Raw genomic sequence first — 16,615 nt, 5'->3', positions numbered from 1 at the left:
ACGGCCGTCTCCCGGGGACTGCTGCGCGGCGCGGTCAGTGCGACTGGCCGCCCCGCGCAGGATTGACGGGCGGCGACTCCGGGCATACAGCGCGGTGATGACGAAAGGAGGACAGCATGGCTGACGTCGCGAATCACCGCACGTCGCGGACCGGGAACGAGCCGTCCACCGCCGAGCTCGTGCAGCGGGCCACGGAGCAGGTCTCCCGACTCGTCCGCGACGAGCTGGCCCTGGCCCGGGCGGAGCTGACCCAGAAGGGCAAGCACGCCGGCGTCGGGATCGGCCTCTTCGGCGGCGGCGGCGCGCTGGCGCTCTACGGCCTGGGCGCGCTGATCGCCGCCGCGATCCTGCTGCTGGCGCTGGTCGTGCCGGCCTGGTCGGCCGCGTTGATCGTCGCGGTGGCGCTCTTCCTGCTGGCCGGGATCCTCGCCCTGGTCGGCAAGAAGCAGGTCGGCCAGGCGGTCCCGCCGGTTCCGGCGGCGGCGGTACGCAGCGTCCGGGCGGACGTCGACACCGTCACCGCCGCGGTGAAGGACAGGGGACGGGCATGACGGGCGGCACGGGCAACGGCGCCAATGGCAGGGGAGACACGGAGGCGCTGCGCGAGGAGATCCGGCGTACCCGGGTGGAGCTCGGCGAGACGATGGAGGCGCTTGCCGCGAAGGCCGACGTGAAGGCCCGGCTGCGGTCCTCCGCCGAGCAGGCGAAGGGGCGGGTGCGCGAGCAGGCCGCGCAGACCGTGGCCCGGGTGCGCGGGCAGGCCGCCCAGGGCGCCGAGGCCGCCCGGGAGCGGGCCGCCTCCGGCGCGGAGCTGGGCCGCAGCCCGGTGCCGTGGGCGGCGGTGGCCGCCGGCGCGGTGGCTACCATGATCGTGTTGTTGATCGTGCGGGGGAGGCGCAGGTGAGCAAGGGCATCGGCAAGGCCGCGTACAAGCCTGTCGGGGTGCTGATGGGGCTGGCCGCCGGTGCGGTCGCCGGCGTGATCTTCCGGCAGGTCTGGAAGGTGACAGCCGGCGACGGCGAGGCTCCGAGCGCGACCGACGAGGACCGCGGCTGGGGCGAGATCCTGGCCGCCGCCGCCCTCCAGGGCGCGATCTTCTCCGTGGTCCGCGCGGCCGTCGACCGGGGCGGCGCGGTGGGCGTACGCCGGCTGACCGGCCGCTGGCCCGACTGACCAGCCAAGACAGCCGCAGGCCCCCCTCCCGGGCAGACCGGGCGGGGGGCCTTTCGCTCGGCGGCGTCGACCCGCGAGGCCGGAACTCGGGCGTCCTTCAGGTCACATGTCGAAGAATTTCGTCGGGTAGGCTGTGCAGAGTTTTCGCTACGTGGTTTGCTGTTCCACGCTGTTGCGAGATGGCGTGGGTTGAGAGAAGTCTCCTGCACAGGGGGCCGCCTCAGGCGCCGCTGCTCGAAAACGGCCAATCGGCCGCACGGCGTGCTCGGCCGCCAGTTTTAGAAGGAGATACACATGGCGCAGGGAACCGTGAAGTGGTTCAACGCAGACAAGGGCTTCGGCTTCATCACCGTCGACGGCGGGGGTGCTGACGTGTTCGTCCACTTCTCGGCCATCCAGACCAGCGGCTACCGCACGCTGGAGGAGAACCAGCGGGTGGAGTTCGAGATCGCCCAGGGTCAGAAGGGCCCGCAGGCTGAGCAGGTCCGCCCGATCTGAGCAGCCGTGGCCGGCCCGCCGGCCGAGGGGATGATCCGACCCGGATCAAGTCAAGCCCCGTGTCCCGTTCGGGATGCGGGGCTTTTCACGTGCCGGGCCCCGCCGCGGCCAGCCCCCGCCGCCGGCGCTTCCAGGCGGCCGGCGGGCAGGGGCGGGCAGGCGTCAACGTCAGGTGCGGCGGCGTCGGGCGCGCAGGCCGTACCAGAGGGTCGCGAGTCCGATCAGGACCAGCACCGGGCCGAGCAGCGCCCAGATCCGCTGGCCGGTCATCATGCTCCCGCCGACGTAGCCGAGGCCCTGCACCGTCCAGACGGCGCCGACGACCACCGCGAGCAGGCCGAGGGTGAGCCGCAGCCACCCCTTCATCGCGTCCCCCCTCCGCTCACCGGGCGGGCGCGCCCGCCCGGTCCAGCATGCGCGTCGTCGCCGCGGTGCGCGAGCACCGCCGCCGGGCGGGTCACCACCGGTCGTGCACCTGCGGCCGGATCAACTCGTCGTAGGTGTCCCGCACGGCGGCCAGCTCGTCGGGCGTGAGCGGCGGGAGGTCGGCCGTGGCGGCGTTGCGCCGCGCCTGCTCGGCGTCGCGGGCGCCGGGGATGACCACCGTGACGCCGGGCTGGTCGAGCACCCAGCGCAGCGCGAACTGGGCCATGGTGCGGCCCGTGCCGACCAGCGGGGCGAGCCGGCGCACGGCGGCGAGCCCGGTGCCGAAGTCCACCCCGGAGAAGGTCTCCCCGACGTCGAACGACTCGCCGTGCCGGTTGTAGGTGCGGTGGTCGTCGGGGGCGAAGGTGGTGTGCTCGTCGTAGCGGCCGGAGAGCAGGCCGCTGGCCAGCGGCACCCGCGCGATGATGCCGACCCCGGCGGCCGAGGCGGCCGGCAGCACCCGGTCGAGGGGCTTGCGGCGCAGCGCGTTCAGGATGATCTGGACGCTCGCCACGCCGGGCCGGGCGATCGCGGTGAGCGCCTGGTCGCAGGTCTCCACGCTGACCCCGTACGCGGCGATCCGCCCGTCGGCGACGAGGGCGTCGAGGGCGTCGAAGACCCGGTCGTCGGCGAAGACGGCGGTGGGCGGGCAGTGCAGCTGGACCAGGTCGAGGGTGTCCACGCCGAGGTTGGCCCGGGACCGGTCGGTCCAGGCCCGGAAGTTCTCCGCCGTGTACGCCTCCGGCCGCTGCTCGACCCGGCGGCCCATCTTCGTCGCCACGGTGAGCCCCGCGTCGGGGCGGGACCGCAGGAACCGCCCGATGATCTGCTCGCTGCGCCCGTCGCCGTAGACGTCGGCGGTGTCGACGAACGTGACGCCGGAGTCGACGGCGGCGGTCAGGACGGCCATCGCGTCGGCCTCGTCGACCCGGCCCCAGTCCGCGCCGAGCTGCCAGGCGCCGAGCCCGACCACGCCGACGTGCCGTCCGAGCCGGGAAAAGGTGCGCTGCTCCATGCCCCGAGCCTAGTGATCGGCTTGTCCGGCGCGGCGGCGGGCCGTACCTTGGAAACAAGACGGACGTACGGTTTGGGGGCGCGATGTGGGATCCGACGACGTACCTGCGCTACCGCGACGAGCGGGGCCGGCCCTTCCACGACCTGCTCGCCCGGGTCCCGGCCGAGCGGCCGAGGGCCGTGGTGGACCTCGGCTGCGGGCCCGGGGCGCTGACCGCCGGCCTGGCGGCCCGCTGGCCGCACGCCCGCGTCGCCGGCCTCGATGCCTCGCCGGAGATGATCGCCCGGGCCGCCGCGCTGGACGCGCCGGTGGACTTCGCGGTCGGCGACGTGCGCGAGTGGCGTCCCGCCCCCGACGTCGACGTGGTGGTCAGCAACGCGCTGCTCCAGTGGGTGCCCGAGCATCGGGAGCTGCTGACCCGGTGGGCCGCCGAGCTGCCCGCCGGGGCCTGGCTCGCCTTCGCCGTGCCGGGGAACTTCGGCGCGCCCTCGCACCGGGCGCTGCACGCCGTGGCCCGGGGCGGGCCGTGGGCTGCCGCGCTCGCCCCGGCGCTGCGCGACGACCCGGTCGACGACGCGGTCGGCTACGCCACGCTGCTGACCCGCGCCGGCTGCGCGGTCGACGCCTGGGAGACTACGTACGTGCACCTGCTGCCGGCCCCCGCCGACGCCGACCACCCGGTGCTGACCTGGATGGAGGGCACCGCCCTGCGCCCCGTCCGGGCGGCCCTGGACGACGCCCGGTGGACCGACTTCCGCGCCCAGCTCGCCGCCCGCCTCGCGGCGGCGTACCCGGTCTGGCAGGGGCGGGTGTGCTTCCCGTTCCGCCGCGTGTTCGTCGTCGCCCGCACCGGTGCCCGTCCGCCGCACCCTCCCGAGGAGAGCCCGTGACCGACCTGTCCGCCTTCATCGCCGGCCTGCCCAAGGTGGAGCTGCACGTGCACCACGTCGGCTCCGCGTCGCCGCGCATCGTGGCCGAGCTGGCCGCCCGCCACGAGGGGGCCAGCCCGGTGCCGGCGGACCCGGACGCCCTCGCCGACTACTTCGCCTTCCGCGACTTCGCCCACTTCATCGAGGTCTACCTCAGCGTGGTGGACCTGGTCCGCGACCCCGAGGACGTCTGGATCCTCACCCACGAGGTGGCCCGCGAGCTGGCCCGCCAGCAGGTCCGGTACGCCGAGCTGACCGTCACCCCGTACTCGCACGTGCGCCGGGGCATCCCCGCGCCGGCGTTCTGCGAGGCGATCGAGGACGCCCGCAAGCGGGCCGAGGCCGACTTCGGCATCGCCCTGCGCTGGTGCTTCGACATCCCCGGCGAGGCGGGGCTGCCGGCTGCCGAGGAGACCCTGCGGATCTGCCTCGACGAGCAGCCCGCCGGGCTGATCAGCTTCGGCCTGGGCGGCCCCGAGATCGGCGTGCCCCGGCCCCAGTTCAAGCCGTACTTCGACCGGGCGCGGGCGGCCGGGCTGCGCTCGGTCCCGCACGCGGGCGAGACCACCGGCCCGCAGACCGTCTGGGACGCGCTGCGCGACCTCGGCGCGGAGCGCATCGGCCACGGCATCTCCGCCGCCGAGGATCCCGAGCTGCTGGCCCACCTGGCGCAGCACCGCATCGCCCTGGAGGTCTGCCCCACCTCCAACGTGCGCACCCGGGCCATCGCCTCGCTCGACGCCCACCCGCTGCCCCGGCTGGTCGAGGCCGGCGTGCTGGTCACCATCAACTCCGACGACCCGCCGATGTTCGGCACCACCCTCAACGACGAGTACGCGGTGGCGGCCCGGCTGCTCGACCTCGGCCCGCAGGGGCTGGCGGCGCTGGCCACCGACGCGGTGACCGCGTCGTTCCTGCCACCGGGGGAGAAGGCGCGGCTGGCCAGCGAGATCGACGGATACCTGGCCGCGTCGGCCGGCTGATCGGGCCTCGTCGGCCCCCGCCGGAGCGCGGGCCGACGGGCACCCGGATCCGGGGCTGGCGCGCGGCGGGAGGAGGTTGTGGGGGGACCGCACTCCCGCCGCGCGCACGGCTCCACCGACCGCAGGAGATCCCGGAATGGCCGGTGGAACTGATGGGTTCGCCCCAGATCCTGCCACCGTGCGCACGGCGTGCCGCCATGGTTAATCCGGATCTAAGGAAGACTTGCGTCTGCGCACAACCGGCCGCGACCCCGGCCGGCGCGCAGCGGGGCGGGCCGGTCGCCGGGAAGTCAGCCGTCCGACGGGCGTCGGCGGGGCCAGCGGCGGCCCTCGGCCTTCGGCTCCCGCGCGTCCCGGGCCATCCGCCCGACCAGGCCGAACCGGTTGACCTGCCGCGGAACGGCATCCGGGTCGGCCAGCAGCATCACCACGCTGGCCCCGCCGAGCCGGGCCCGGTCGATGCTCACCGACCCGTTGGCCTGCAACGCCACCCGCTTGGCGATGTCCAGGCCCAGGCCGGTGGAGCCCTGGTCGCTGGCCCCCCGGGCGAGCGCCCGGTCCGGGTTGGCGATGCCGGGGCCGGCGTCGTCGATGCGGATCGCGACATACCCGTCCCGGCGGGAGACCGCCACCTCGAACGCGGTGCCCTGCGGGGTGTAGCGGAACACGTTGCCGATCACCGCGTCGAGCGCGGCGGCCAGCTCGGCGCGTGGCACCGGCGCCGGGATGCGCAGCTGCGCGCCGCTGACCCGGTGCGGCCGGTTCTGGTCACCGGCGAGGGCCGACCAGAACACCATCCGGTCCCGGACGACCTCGCTGACGTCGCACATCGCCGGCCCGGCCTCGTGGGCGACCGCCTTGCGGGTCGTGTTGATCAACACGTCGATCTCGCCCTCCAGGGTGACGATCGCCTGCCGGATCCGTCGGATCGCGCGCCGCCGGTCCAGCTCCGCCTCGGTGAACGAGCCGACGCTGGTGTCGTCGGAGTCCAGCCCGTCGGCGTCCAGCCGCAGCACCGTGAGCGGGGTACGCAGCCGGTGCGACAGGTCGGCCACCAGCTCCCGTTCGTCGGTGCGCGCCGCCACCAGGCGGTCGGCCATCCGGTTGAACGCGTAGCCGGCCTCGGCCAGCTCGCGCGGGCCGGTCGGCTCGACGCGTATCCCCAGGTCGCCGTCGCCGACGGCGAGGGCGGCCTGCACGAGCCCCCGGGTCGAGTCGACCGTGCGGGCCGCGACCCGGTCCACCACCAGCACGGCGGCGCCGACCAGCGCCAGCGCGACCGCCGCCAGCAGCAGCCACCGGCCCGTGGCGCCCTCGTCGAGGGCGGCGTCCGGGACGAACACCTCGACCACGGCCACCGAGCCGCCCAGCACCACCGGGTCGAGCCGCAGCACCCCGCCCGGCACGTCGGTGACCACGGACCGCCGGTCGGCGGCGGCCCGGGCCAGCGCCGCCTCGTCGGCCCGGCCGGCCGCGTCGTCGCCCAGCCCGTGCACCACCGGCCGGGTCGCCGGGTCCTCGCCGCTGGCCTCCACCGCGCGCTGGATGACGGCCGGCTCGGTGCTGACCGCGAGGGCCCCGGTGACCAGCGCGCTGCGCCGGGCGGCGTCCGCGATGGCCTCCTCGCGGGTCTGCTCGCTCAGGCTGATGCCGAGGGGAACCAGGAAGGCGAGCGCGACGAGGGCGGACATGCCGGCCGTGAGCCAGGCCAGCGCGGCCCTCAGTCCGGGGCCACCAACCGGAAGCCCACCCCCCGCACGGTGCGCAGGTAGCGCGGCTTCGCCGCGGACTCGCCCATTTTGCGACGTAGCCAGTAGAGATGAACGTCGATGGTCTGGTCCTCGCCGACCGACGGCTGCCGCCATACCTCCTCCAAGAGTTCCCGGCGGGACACTACCCGCCCGGGTCGGGCGGCGAGATACGCCAACAGGTCGAATTCCTTGCGGGTCAGCGCGAGGGGCACCCCGTCGAGCAGGGCGCTGCGCTCCCCGACGTCCACCCGCAGGCCACCGACGGTGTGCACGGCCGGCTGCACGATCCGGCTGGCCCGGCCCGCGCGGCGCAGCACGGTGGTGATGCGGGCGTCCAGGTGCGCGCCGGTGAACGGCTTGACCATGTAGTCGTCGGCCCCCGCCCGCAGCAGCCGCACCACCGACTGCTCGTCGTCGCGGGCGGTGGCGATGATGATCGGCACGTCGGTGATCCCGCGCAGCATCCGCAGGGCGTCCGAGCCGTCGAGATCGGGCAGGCCCAGGTCCAGCACCACCAGGTCGGGGGTCTCGGCCGCGACCCGGCGCAGCGCGTCCAGCGCGGTGCCCACGGCGTGCACGGCGTGCCCACGGTCGGCGAGGGACCGCAGCATCGCGCCGCGTACGACGTGGTCGTCTTCGACCAGGAGCACCGTGGCCACGTCAGCACCGTACTCGCGATGGCAAGCGGGGCGCGTTGCGGCGCACCCGGCGAGGGGGCAAGCTGGTACGGCCATGGCATTCACGCTCTTCGCGGACACCCGTGCGGCGCTCGCCCGGGACAGCCTGCACGGCCTCTCCGTCGGCGACGCCCTCGGCTCGCAGTTCTTCGTGCCGGGCCGGCGGCCCGCCGACCTCGCCGCCGGCCGGTTCCCGCCGCCGCCCTGGCAGTGGACCGACGACACCGAGATGGCCTGCTCGGTGGTGGCCGAGCTGGCCGAGGCCGGGGAGATCGACCGGGACCGGCTGGCGCTGGCCTTCGCGCACCGCTGCGAGCCGTACCGCGGCTACGGGCCCGGCGCGGTGACCATCCTGCGCCTGATCCGCACCGGCACGCCGTGGCCCGTCGCCGCGGCCTCCGCGTTCGACGGGCAGGGCTCGTGCGGCAACGGCGCGGCGATGCGGGTCGGCCCGCTCGGGGCGTGGTTCGCCGACTCGACCCGGCAGGCGGCGGCCCAGGCCCGGGCCTCCGCCGAGGTCACCCACGCCCATCCGGAGGGCATCGCCGGGGCCGTCGCGGTCGCGGTGGCCGCCGCCCTGGCCACCCGGGCCCGCCTCGACGGGGACCGACCGCCGCCGTCGCGGTTGCTCGCCGCGGTGGCCGCGGCCCTCGACCCCGGCGAGGTGCACCAGGGGGTACGCCGCGCGGCCGGCCTGCTGGGCCGCTCCCTCGCGGTCGCCGTGGACGCGCTCGGCAACGGCGCCCGGGTGACCGCGCAGGACACGGTGCCGTTCGCGCTCTGGGCGGCGGCGACGCACCTCGACGACTACCCGGCCGCGATCCGGGCCTGCGTCGAGGCGGGCGGGGACGTCGACACCACGGCCGCCATCGTCGGGGCGGTCGTGGCCGCCCACACCGGCGTCGGCACGCCGGGCGGGGTGCCCGCCGACTGGCTGGCCGCCCGCGAGCCCCTGCCCGACTGGGTCACCTGACCGACCCGGCCCCCTGACCGACCCGGCCGGGTGACGGGCCGCCGGCCGGGTCGCCTGCCCGGCGGGGTCCGGCCGCCGGTCTACCGCCCCGCCGGCTGCGGCTCCGCCCCGACCGCCACCCCGGCGGTCCCGGCCGGCTCGCCGGGGGCGGTCGTCCCGTCCGTGGTCCGGGCCGGGTCGCTGGGGTCGGTCGTCCCGCCCGTGGTCCGGGCCGGCTCGCCCGTGTCCGGCGGCGGGAGGTCGCCGTCGAGGATTCGGCGCAGCTCGTCGCCCTCGGGCGCGGTCGCCCCCGCCGGGTCGGTCCGTCGCCGCCACCGGGTCGCCAGCCAACCGAGGGCGGCGCCCCCGCCGAGCCCCGCGACCAGCCCCGCCGCCAGCAGGGCATCGGTCATGCCGCGGTCGCCGGGCGCGTCGCCGTCCGACAGGGCGACGGCCGGCGTGGGAGCCTCGCCGGCCGCCGTCGTGTCGGACGGGCCCCCGCCATGCGCGCCGGTGGCGGCCTCCCCGCCATGTCCGCCCGCCGCCGGCAGCAGGGTCAACACCGGTGCGGGACGCGCACCGCCGGCCGGGTCCGCCCAGCGCACGACCGTGCCGTCGGCGTACGTCTGCACCACCTCGAACACCATCCTCTCGGCCTGCGGCAGCGGGCCCATCGAGACGGCGAGCCGGGCGGGGCCGGCGGGCGCGCCCTCGGCGCGGACCCAGACCACCGAGGCGGTGACCGTGTCCATCGTCGTGCCGTGGATGCCGGGGATCGGCTCGGCGAGCTTCCGCGTGGTGATCCGGGGCGCCCAACCGGGCACCGACATCGGGTACGCCTCGCCGACGGGCGCCGCCGCCGGCAGCCGCAGCTCGATCCGCTCGGTCCGGGTGCCCGGGCGCTCCTCGGGCACGACGATCTCCAGCCGTACCGGGTCGCCCTGGCGGGCCTGCTCGGGGGTGCTCGTCACGTCCGCCGCCAGCGCCGGGCCGGCCCAGCCCAGCGTCGCCGCGACGACGGCCAGGACGGCCGACGCCGACACCCGGAGCCCGCGCCTGTCCCTGCGGATCATCGCCACCCTCGCCCCACCCCTTCGTCGTCCTCCGGCCGCTTTCGGCGCCGGCCCCACCCGGTAGTTCGGCTGGCGCGGCCGAAAGGTTCAATGCGGCGCCCGCTCGTCGCCCGCCCGCGGCCCGCGTTGCCCGGCCCTCGGCGTTAATAGGGGGCCCTTCCGCTACCGAATGCGATAAGAAGGGGCCCTTCCTTGCCCGCTAGCATCAGCGGGGGCGGCCAGCCGGCCGCAGCCGTCGTCCTCTGGAGGAGTCACCGTGTCCGCACCCCGTACCCCCGTCGTGGCCGACCCCGTCGTCGTCGCCGCCGGGACGACGGCGGCCGACGCGGTGGCCGCGGCCGGGCTGCCGTCCAGCGGCCCGAAGGCGGTCGTCGTGGTCCGCGACCCGCAGGGCAACCTGCGCGACCTGGACTGGGCGCCCGCCGAGGAGACCGTCGTCGAGCCGGTCGCCCTCGACACCCCCGACGGGCTCAACGTGCTGCGCCACTCGACCGCGCACGTGCTCGCCCAGGCGGTGCAGGACGTCTTCCCCGACGCGAAGCTCGGCATCGGCCCGCCGATCGAGAACGGCTTCTACTACGACTTCGCCGTCGACAAGCCGTTCCAGCCCGACGACCTGGCGAAGCTCGAGAAGCGGATGCAGGAGATCGTCAAGTCCGGGCAGCGCTTCCGGCGGCGGCGGTTCGCCAGCCTGGACGAGGCGAAGGCCGAGCTGGCCGCCGAGCCGTTCAAGCTGGAGCTGATCGACGTCAAGGGCGAGGGGCTGGACTCCTCCGAGGTGATGGAGGTCGGCGGCGGCGAGCTGACCATCTACGACAACCTCGCGGCCAAGGAGGACAAGGTCTGCTGGTCGGACCTGTGCCGGGGCCCGCACCTGCCGAGCACCCGGCTGATCGGCGCGTTCAAGCTGATGCGCTCGGCCGCCGCCTACTGGCGGGGCTCGGAGAAGAACCCCCAGCTCCAGCGGGTGTACGGCACCGCCTGGCCGACCCGCGACGAGTTGAAGGCGTACCTGAAGCTGTTGGAGGAGGCCGCCCGGCGCGACCACCGCAAGCTCGGCGCGGACCTGGACCTGTTCAGCTTCCCGGACGAGATCGGCTCCGGCCTGGTGGTCTTCCACCCGAAGGGTGGCGTGATCAAGCGGGTGATGGAGGACTACGTCCGCGCCCGGCACATCGAGGAGGGCTTCCAGTACGTCGGGACCCCGCACATCTCGAAGGAAGGTCTCTTCCACACCTCGGGCCACCTGCCCTACTACGCCGACGGCATGTACCCGCCCATGGAGCTCGAGGGCGCGGACTACTACCTCAAGGCGATGAACTGCCCGATGCACAACCTGATCTACCGGTCGCGCGGGCGGTCCTACCGCGAGCTGCCGATGCGGCTGTTCGAGTTCGGGTCCGTCTACCGCTACGAGAAGTCGGGCGTGGTCCACGGGCTGACCCGGGTGCGTGGCCTGACCCAGGACGACTCGCACTCGTACTGCACGCGGGAGCAGGCACCGGGCGAGATCAAGCACCTGCTCAACTTCGTGCTGAGCCTGCTGAGGGACTTCGGAATCGACGACTTCTACCTGGAGCTGTCGACCCGCGACGAGGCAAGGCTCGACAAGTTCGTGGGGTCCGACGAGGACTGGGCGACGGCGACCGCGGTGCTGGAACAGTGCGCCCGGGAGACCGGGCTGAACCTGGTGCCGGATCCGGGCGGCGCGGCCTTCTACGGCCCGAAGATCTCCGTGCAGGCCAAGGACGCCATCGGCCGCACCTGGCAACTGTCGACCATCCAGTACGACTTCAACCAGCCGAAGGGCTTCGGGCTGGAGTACCAGGCGGGCGACGGCACCCGGCAGCAGCCGGTCATGATCCACTGCGCCAAGTTCGGGTCGATCGAGCGTTTCATCGGTGTGCTCACCGAGCACTACGCGGGGGCGTTTCCGGCCTGGCTGGCCCCGGTGCAGGTGGTGGGGATCCCGATCCGCGAGGACCACACCGACTACCTGCACGACTTCGTCGCCACCCTGCGCCGGCAGGGCGTCCGCGCCGAGGTCGACGCGGGAGACGACCGGATGCAGAAGAAGATCCGCAACGCCCAGCAGCAGAAGATCCCGTTCATGGTGATCGCCGGGGACGACGACGTGGCCGCGGGCACGGTGTCGTTCCGCTACCGCGACGGCTCGCAGCGCAACGGCGTGCCGGTCGACGAGGCGGTGGCCCACGTGCTCGACGTGGTCAACTCCCGCACCAACGCCGGCCCGTCGGCCCAGGGGTAAGGAAGGGCCCCCTATTAACGCATTCGGTAGAGAAGGGTTCCCCTCTCACGGCTGCCGTGAGAGGGGAACCCTTCCTGCCCGGTGACCGTCGGACCCGGTGACCGTCAGGCCCGGTGACCGTCGGACCCGGTGAACGTCAGATGCCGCAGCTCGGGGCCGACCAGCCGCCCGCCGCTCCGACGTGGACGTGGTCGTTGTGGTCCGGGTAGCCGGGGCCGAGGATCTGCGCGAAGCCGTGGTTGCGGGCCTGCTGGGCCAGCCGGCACAGCGAGTGCGGGCCCGAGCCCAGGTCGACGCCGTCGCCGTAGAGGTGCCTGCTGTTGGACGCGCCGCCGACCGCGCTGTTGCAGGCGTAGCTGCGGAAGCCGCTGGTGACCCGGATCGACTGGTCGCCGAGGGCGTGCCGCAGGGCCTGGAGCTTCCACATCGACACGAGGGCGTTGAACCGCGCGGTGCTCGCCGAAACCGCCCCGCCGGACCAGTCGCCGTTGCAGTTGTTCAGCTCGGCGTAGCTGAAGTTGGCCGGCGTGCAGTCGTCGTCCTGGAGCGCGTACAGCTTGTTGAAGGTCTGTGGGCCGGCGACGCCGTCGGCGGAGAGGCCGTACGCCTGCTGGAAGCGGATCAGCGCCGAGCGGGTCGCCGGGCCGAACGAGCCGTCGAGGCCGAGGACCGCGCCGTAGCCGGGGTAGCCGGCGAGCCGGATCTGGAGCTGCCGGACGTCCTCTCCGGTGGCGCCGGAGGCCAGCGACCGGCCCCACGTGTAGCACCCGTCGGCGTGCGCGACGCCGGTCGTCACGGTCAGCCCCACCAGGGTGGTGGCGGCGGCGAGGGCGCAGGTGGCCAGGGCCCTGCCGAGCCGTCGGAGCGTGGTCTTCACGTGATCTCCCATCGACGATTGTCGAGATTTTTCCTGACCGGAAGTTTCATTGACCAGTGTCTCTTCGTCAAGATTCTTCACCCCCTATCCGCCGCCGGGAACGTAGGATCGACGGCGTGACAGGGGCGGAACGGCACACGGGCAACGGCATGACCGACGGGCTGGAACGGCTCTGGACTCCGCACCGGATGACGTACGTCTCCGGCGAGGACCGCCCCGAGGGCGGCTACGACAAGCCCGGGGGCTGCCCGTTCTGCCTGGCCCCCGGCCTGCCGGCCGAGGAGAGCCTGGTGGTGGCCCGGGGCGAGCGGGTCTTCGCGGTGCTCAACCTCTACCCCTACAACCCCGGGCACCTGTTGGTCTGCCCCTACCGGCACGTGCCCGACTACACCGACCTCGATCTCGCCGAGACCGCCGAGCTGGCGGCGTTCACCCAGACCGCCATGCGGGTGGTGCGGCGGGTCAGCAACGCCCACGGGTTCAACCTGGGGATGAACCAGGGCGGCGTCGCCGGGGCCGGCATCGCCGAGCACCTGCACCAGCACGTGGTGCCCCGGTGGGGCGGCGACGCCAACTTCATGCCGGTGATCGGGCGGACGAAGGTGCTGCCGCAACTGCTCACCGACACCCGCGACCTGTTCCGCCACGCCTGGCCGAGCTGACCGTCCGTGGCCGGGTCGTCTCGTTGCGGTGAAACGACCGCCCGCGCCGGCCCTCCGAGTGGCACGATCTGGCGGTGGCAGTGACGACACGGAGATTGGGCCGCAGCGGCATCGAGGTCAGCGCCCTCGGCATGGGCTGCTGGGCCATCGGCGGCCCCTGGGCCGAGGGCGACCAGCCGCTGGGCTGGGGCGCGGTCGACGACGCCGAGTCGATCCGGGCGGTCCGCCGGGCGCTCGAGGTCGGCGTGACCCTCTTCGACACCGCCGACACGTACGGCGCGGGGCACGGCGAGCGGGTCCTCGGCCGGGCCCTCGCCGGCCGCCGCGACGAGGCCGTGATCGCCACCAAGTGGGGCTACACGTTCGACCCCGCGACCCGCCAGGCCACCGGGCAGGACGCCTCGCCGGCCCACCTGCGCCGGGCCGTGGCCGACTCGCTGCGTCGGCTCGGCACCGACCACATCGACCTCTACCAGCTGCACCTGGGCGACCTGCCGGTGCCGCGCGCGCAGGAGCTGTTCGCGGCCTGCGACGACCTCGTCGCCGAGGGGCTGATCCGGGCGTACGGGTGGAGCACCGACCGGGTCGACCGGGCCGACGCCCTCGGCCAGGGCGCCCGCCTCGGCACCGCCGTGCAGCACGAGCTGTCCGTGCTGCGCGACACCCCCGACATGCTCGCCGTCTGCGACAAGTACGACCTGGCCAGCGTCAACCGCGGCCCGCTGGGCATGGGCCTGCTCACCGGCAAGTACGCCGCCGGCTCCACCCTGCCCCGCGACGACGTGCGGGGGGCGACGGCGACCTGGCTGGAGTGGTTTCGCAGCGGCCGGCCCGCCCCGGAGTGGCTGCGCCGGGTCGGCGCGGTCCGGGCGGCGCTGACCGCCGACGGCCGTACCCCCGCCCAGGGGGCGCTGGGCTGGCTCTGGGCCCGCAGCGACCGCGCGATCCCGATCCCCGGCTGCCGCACGGTCGCCCAGGTGGAGGAGAACGCCGCCGCCATGGCCCTCGGCCCGCTGGCCCCGGACCACTTCGCCGAGGTGGAACGCCAACTGGCGGCGCTGCGGTCGGCGGCCCTGCGCTCCGCCGACCGCCCCTACTGGCCCATGCCGCCCACCCCGCCCACCCGCCCCTGAGCGCGGGGGTCAGTGCGTGGGGGCGGGGTCGTAGCGGGCGAACTGGCGGCGGAAGACGCCCGTGCCGGAGGTGAGCGAGCGCAGCTCGACGGCGTAGCGCAGCAGCTCCACGGCCGGCACCTCGGCGCGCACCAGCGTGTGCCCCTCGGCGTCCGGGTCGGGCTCGGTGCCGAGCACCCGGCCGCGCCGGCCGGCCAGGTCGCCCAGCACCGCGCCGACGGTGTGCCCCGGCACCCGGACGACCACCTCGTCGACCGGCTCCAGCAGGACGGGCTGGCCCTTCTCGGCCGCGTCGCGTAGCGCGAGCGCCCCGGCGGTCTGGAACGCCGCGTCGGAGGAGTCGACGCTGTGCGCCTTGCCGTCGACCAGGGTCACCCGCAGGTCCACCACCGGGTGCCCGGCGACCAGGCCCCGCTCCAGCTGCGCCCGGACGCCCTTCTCCACCGACGGGACGTACTGGTGCGGCACCGCGCCGCCGACGACCCGGTCGACGAACTCGAAGCCCGCGCCCCGGGGCAGCGGCTCCACCTCGATGTCGCAGACGGCGTACTGGCCGTGGCCGCCGGACTGCTTGACGTGCCGGCCGTGCCCCTTCGCGGGCGCGGCGAGGGTCTCCCGCAGCGGCACCCGCACCGGCTCGGTGTCCAGCTCGACGCCGCCGCCGCGCAGCCGGTCGAGCACCACGTCGGCGTGCGCCTCGCCCATGCACCACAGCACGAGCTGGTGGGTCTCCGGGTTGCGTTCCAACCGCAGGGTCGGGTCGCCGGCGACGAGCCGGGCCAGGTTGCGGGCCAGCGCGTCCTCGTCGGCGCGGCTGCGCGCGACGACGGCCACCGGCAGCAGCGGCTCGGGCATCTCCCACGGGGCGACCAGCAGCGGGTCGTCCTTGGCGGAGATGGTGTCGCCGGTCTCCGCGCTGCCCGATTTGGTGATCGCGCAGATGTCGCCGGCCAGGCACGCGCCCACCTCGCGCAGGCTCGCGCCCAGCGGGGTGTAGACGTGCCCCACCCGCTCGTCGGCGTCGTGGTCGGGGTGCCCCCGCTCGGCCATGCCGTGCCCGGCGACGTGCACGGTCAGCTCGGGGCGCAGGGTGCCGGAGAAGACCCGGACCAGCGACACCCGCCCGACGTGCCGGTCCACGGTCGTGCGGACCACCTCCGCGACGAGCGGGCCGGCCGGGTCGCAGGCCAGCGGCGGCCGGGGCGAGCCGTCGACCCCGGTGACGGCGGGCAGCTCGTGTTCCAGCGGCGAGGGGAACGCCGACACCAGGCCGTCGAGCAGCACGTCCAGGCCGACCCCGGTGGCCGCGCAGACCGGCAGCACCGGGTGGAAGTGCCCCCGGGCGACGGCCTTCTCCAGGTCGGCGACCAGCACGGCGGTGTCGATCTCCTCGCCGGCGAGGTAGCGGTCCATGAGGGACTCGTCCTCGCTCTCGGCGATGATCCCCTCGATCAGCTCGTTGCGGGACTCGGCGATCGCCGGCAGGTGCTCCGGGTCCGGCTCGCGCACCTGCGCCGGCAGGCCGGCGGTGTAGTCGAAGACCCGCCGGGTGACGAGGTCGAGCAGCCCCGCGACCGACTCGCCGTCGTCGCCGAGCATCGTCAGGTGCAGCGGGAGCACGTTGTCGCCGAAGACCCGCTGGCACAGCGCCACGGCCTCGTCGAAGTCGGCGCGCGGGTGGTCCAGCCGGGTCACCGCGACCGCCCGGGGCATGCCGACGGCGGCGCACTCCTCCCACAGCGCGGCGGTGGTGGCGTCCATGCCGTCGACGGCGGAGACCACGAACAGGGCGGCGTCGGCGGCCCGCAGGCCGGCGCGCAGCTCCCCGACGAAGTCGGCGTAGCCGGGGGTGTCCAGCAAGTTGATCTTGACGCCCTGGTGCGCCAGCGGGGCGCAGGCCAGGCTCACCGAACGCTGCTGGCGCACGGCCGCCGGGTCGTGGTCGCAGACCGTGGTGCCCTCGGCGACCGAGCCGGCCCGGCCGATCGTGCCGGCGGCGGCGAGCAGCGCCTCGACCAGGGTCGTCTTGCCCGCCCCGGAGTGCCCGACGAGCACCACGTTGCGTACCCCGGCGGGTTCGGTGACCGTCGGCGCGCCGCCGGCGGGCCCCTTGTCCTGACTCTTCTGCGCCATGGGGCGCACCTCCCTTGGCCGGTGGTGGGTGGCGACCGCCGCGCGCGACGGGAAAGCGGCCTGG

The 16,615-nt window shown here is 74.9% G+C and carries 17 protein-coding genes; 10 read left to right on the top strand and 7 right to left on the bottom strand.

The annotated features are described in order from the left end of the window. Positions 1-116: 116 nt before the first annotated feature. From ACFYWL_RS24125 to ACFYWL_RS24110, 4 genes are all read left to right on the top strand, one after another. Positions 117-551 (top strand): phage holin family protein, encoded by a 435-nt coding sequence (locus ACFYWL_RS24125; protein ID WP_386976591.1) that lies wholly within the window; start codon positions 117-119, stop codon positions 549-551. Beyond that, positions 548-904 (top strand): DUF3618 domain-containing protein, encoded by a 357-nt coding sequence (locus ACFYWL_RS24120; protein ID WP_386976588.1) that lies wholly within the window; start codon positions 548-550, stop codon positions 902-904. Before ACFYWL_RS24125 ends, ACFYWL_RS24120 begins: the two co-directional genes overlap by 4 nt. Next, positions 901-1,173, top strand: a complete 273-nt coding sequence (locus ACFYWL_RS24115) for a DUF4235 domain-containing protein (protein ID WP_386976585.1) — start codon at positions 901-903, stop codon at positions 1,171-1,173. Before ACFYWL_RS24120 ends, ACFYWL_RS24115 begins: the two co-directional genes overlap by 4 nt. 294 nt (positions 1,174-1,467) lie before the next feature. Continuing rightward, entirely contained in the window at positions 1,468-1,671 is a 204-nt protein-coding gene (locus ACFYWL_RS24110) for a cold-shock protein (protein WP_007075740.1), read from the top strand. Between the two features lie 168 nt (positions 1,672-1,839). On the opposite strand, the gene ACFYWL_RS24105 is transcribed toward ACFYWL_RS24110, so the two are convergent. Beyond that, complete coding sequence (locus ACFYWL_RS24105; protein WP_386976582.1) at positions 1,840-2,037, bottom strand: hypothetical protein; 198 nt, start codon at positions 2,035-2,037, stop codon at positions 1,840-1,842. A 91-nt stretch (positions 2,038-2,128) separates the two neighbouring features. Then, the gene (locus ACFYWL_RS24100) at positions 2,129-3,112 is read right to left on the bottom strand and encodes an aldo/keto reductase (RefSeq protein WP_386976579.1); all 984 of its coding nucleotides are present in this window, start codon (positions 3,110-3,112) and stop codon (positions 2,129-2,131) included. Between the two features lie 83 nt (positions 3,113-3,195). Here ACFYWL_RS24100 and ACFYWL_RS24095 point away from each other — a divergent pair, with 83 nt between their 5' ends. Both ACFYWL_RS24095 and ACFYWL_RS24090 read left to right on the top strand, forming a co-directional pair. Continuing rightward, entirely contained in the window at positions 3,196-4,002 is an 807-nt protein-coding gene (locus ACFYWL_RS24095) for a trans-aconitate 2-methyltransferase (protein ID WP_386976576.1), read from the top strand. Beyond that, positions 3,999-5,024, top strand: a complete 1,026-nt coding sequence (locus ACFYWL_RS24090; protein WP_386976573.1) for an adenosine deaminase — start codon at positions 3,999-4,001, stop codon at positions 5,022-5,024. Before ACFYWL_RS24095 ends, ACFYWL_RS24090 begins: the two co-directional genes overlap by 4 nt. Positions 5,025-5,314: 290 nt before the next feature. Here the strand turns inward: ACFYWL_RS24090 and ACFYWL_RS24085 are convergent, their stop codons facing one another. Together ACFYWL_RS24085 and ACFYWL_RS24080 are read right to left on the bottom strand one after the other, a co-directional pair. Continuing rightward, positions 5,315-6,715 (bottom strand): ATP-binding protein, encoded by a 1,401-nt coding sequence (locus ACFYWL_RS24085; protein ID WP_386976571.1) that lies wholly within the window; start codon positions 6,713-6,715, stop codon positions 5,315-5,317. Positions 6,716-6,744: 29 nt separating this feature from the next. Continuing rightward, positions 6,745-7,434, bottom strand: a complete 690-nt coding sequence (locus ACFYWL_RS24080) for a response regulator transcription factor (protein WP_386976568.1) — start codon at positions 7,432-7,434, stop codon at positions 6,745-6,747. Between the two features lie 73 nt (positions 7,435-7,507). Between ACFYWL_RS24080 and ACFYWL_RS24075 the strand changes: the two genes are divergently transcribed. Continuing rightward, a complete protein-coding gene (locus ACFYWL_RS24075) occupies positions 7,508-8,425 on the top strand; it encodes an ADP-ribosylglycohydrolase family protein (protein ID WP_386976565.1) in 918 nt (305 codons plus the stop codon). 80 nt (positions 8,426-8,505) lie between these two features. Here the strand turns inward: ACFYWL_RS24075 and ACFYWL_RS24070 are convergent, their stop codons facing one another. Then, positions 8,506-9,477, bottom strand: coding sequence for a YcnI family protein (locus ACFYWL_RS24070; RefSeq protein WP_386976562.1), 972 nt, complete (start codon positions 9,475-9,477; stop codon positions 8,506-8,508). 256 nt (positions 9,478-9,733) lie between these two features. On the opposite strand from ACFYWL_RS24070, the gene thrS reads away from it, so the two are divergent. Next, entirely contained in the window at positions 9,734-11,746 is a 2,013-nt protein-coding gene (thrS, locus tag ACFYWL_RS24065; RefSeq protein WP_386976559.1) for a threonine--tRNA ligase, read from the top strand. Positions 11,747-11,882: 136 nt separating this feature from the next. Here thrS and ACFYWL_RS24060 read toward each other — a convergent pair whose 3' ends face one another. Then, entirely contained in the window at positions 11,883-12,623 is a 741-nt protein-coding gene (locus ACFYWL_RS24060) for a D-Ala-D-Ala carboxypeptidase family metallohydrolase (RefSeq protein WP_386976557.1), read from the bottom strand. Positions 12,624-12,772: 149 nt separating this feature from the next. Between ACFYWL_RS24060 and ACFYWL_RS24055 the strand changes: the two genes are divergently transcribed. Beyond that, positions 12,773-13,285 carry an HIT domain-containing protein gene (locus ACFYWL_RS24055; protein ID WP_282328695.1) on the top strand — a complete coding sequence of 171 codons (513 nt, stop codon included), beginning with the start codon at positions 12,773-12,775 and terminating at the stop codon, positions 13,283-13,285. A gap of 74 nt (positions 13,286-13,359) precedes the next feature. Beyond that, positions 13,360-14,418, top strand: coding sequence for an aldo/keto reductase (locus tag ACFYWL_RS24050; protein WP_386976554.1), 1,059 nt, complete (start codon positions 13,360-13,362; stop codon positions 14,416-14,418). A gap of 9 nt (positions 14,419-14,427) precedes the next feature. Here ACFYWL_RS24050 and ACFYWL_RS24045 read toward each other — a convergent pair whose 3' ends face one another. Further along, entirely contained in the window at positions 14,428-16,551 is a 2,124-nt protein-coding gene (locus ACFYWL_RS24045; protein WP_386976553.1) for an elongation factor G-like protein EF-G2, read from the bottom strand. Positions 16,552-16,615: the final 64 nt, after the last annotated feature.

It is taken from the genome of Micromonospora sp. NPDC002575 (genome assembly GCF_042889525.1).
In the GTDB taxonomy this organism is placed as follows: domain Bacteria; phylum Actinomycetota; class Actinomycetes; order Mycobacteriales; family Micromonosporaceae; genus Micromonospora; species Micromonospora carbonacea.
This window is presented reverse-complemented; position numbering and strand designations above follow the sequence as displayed.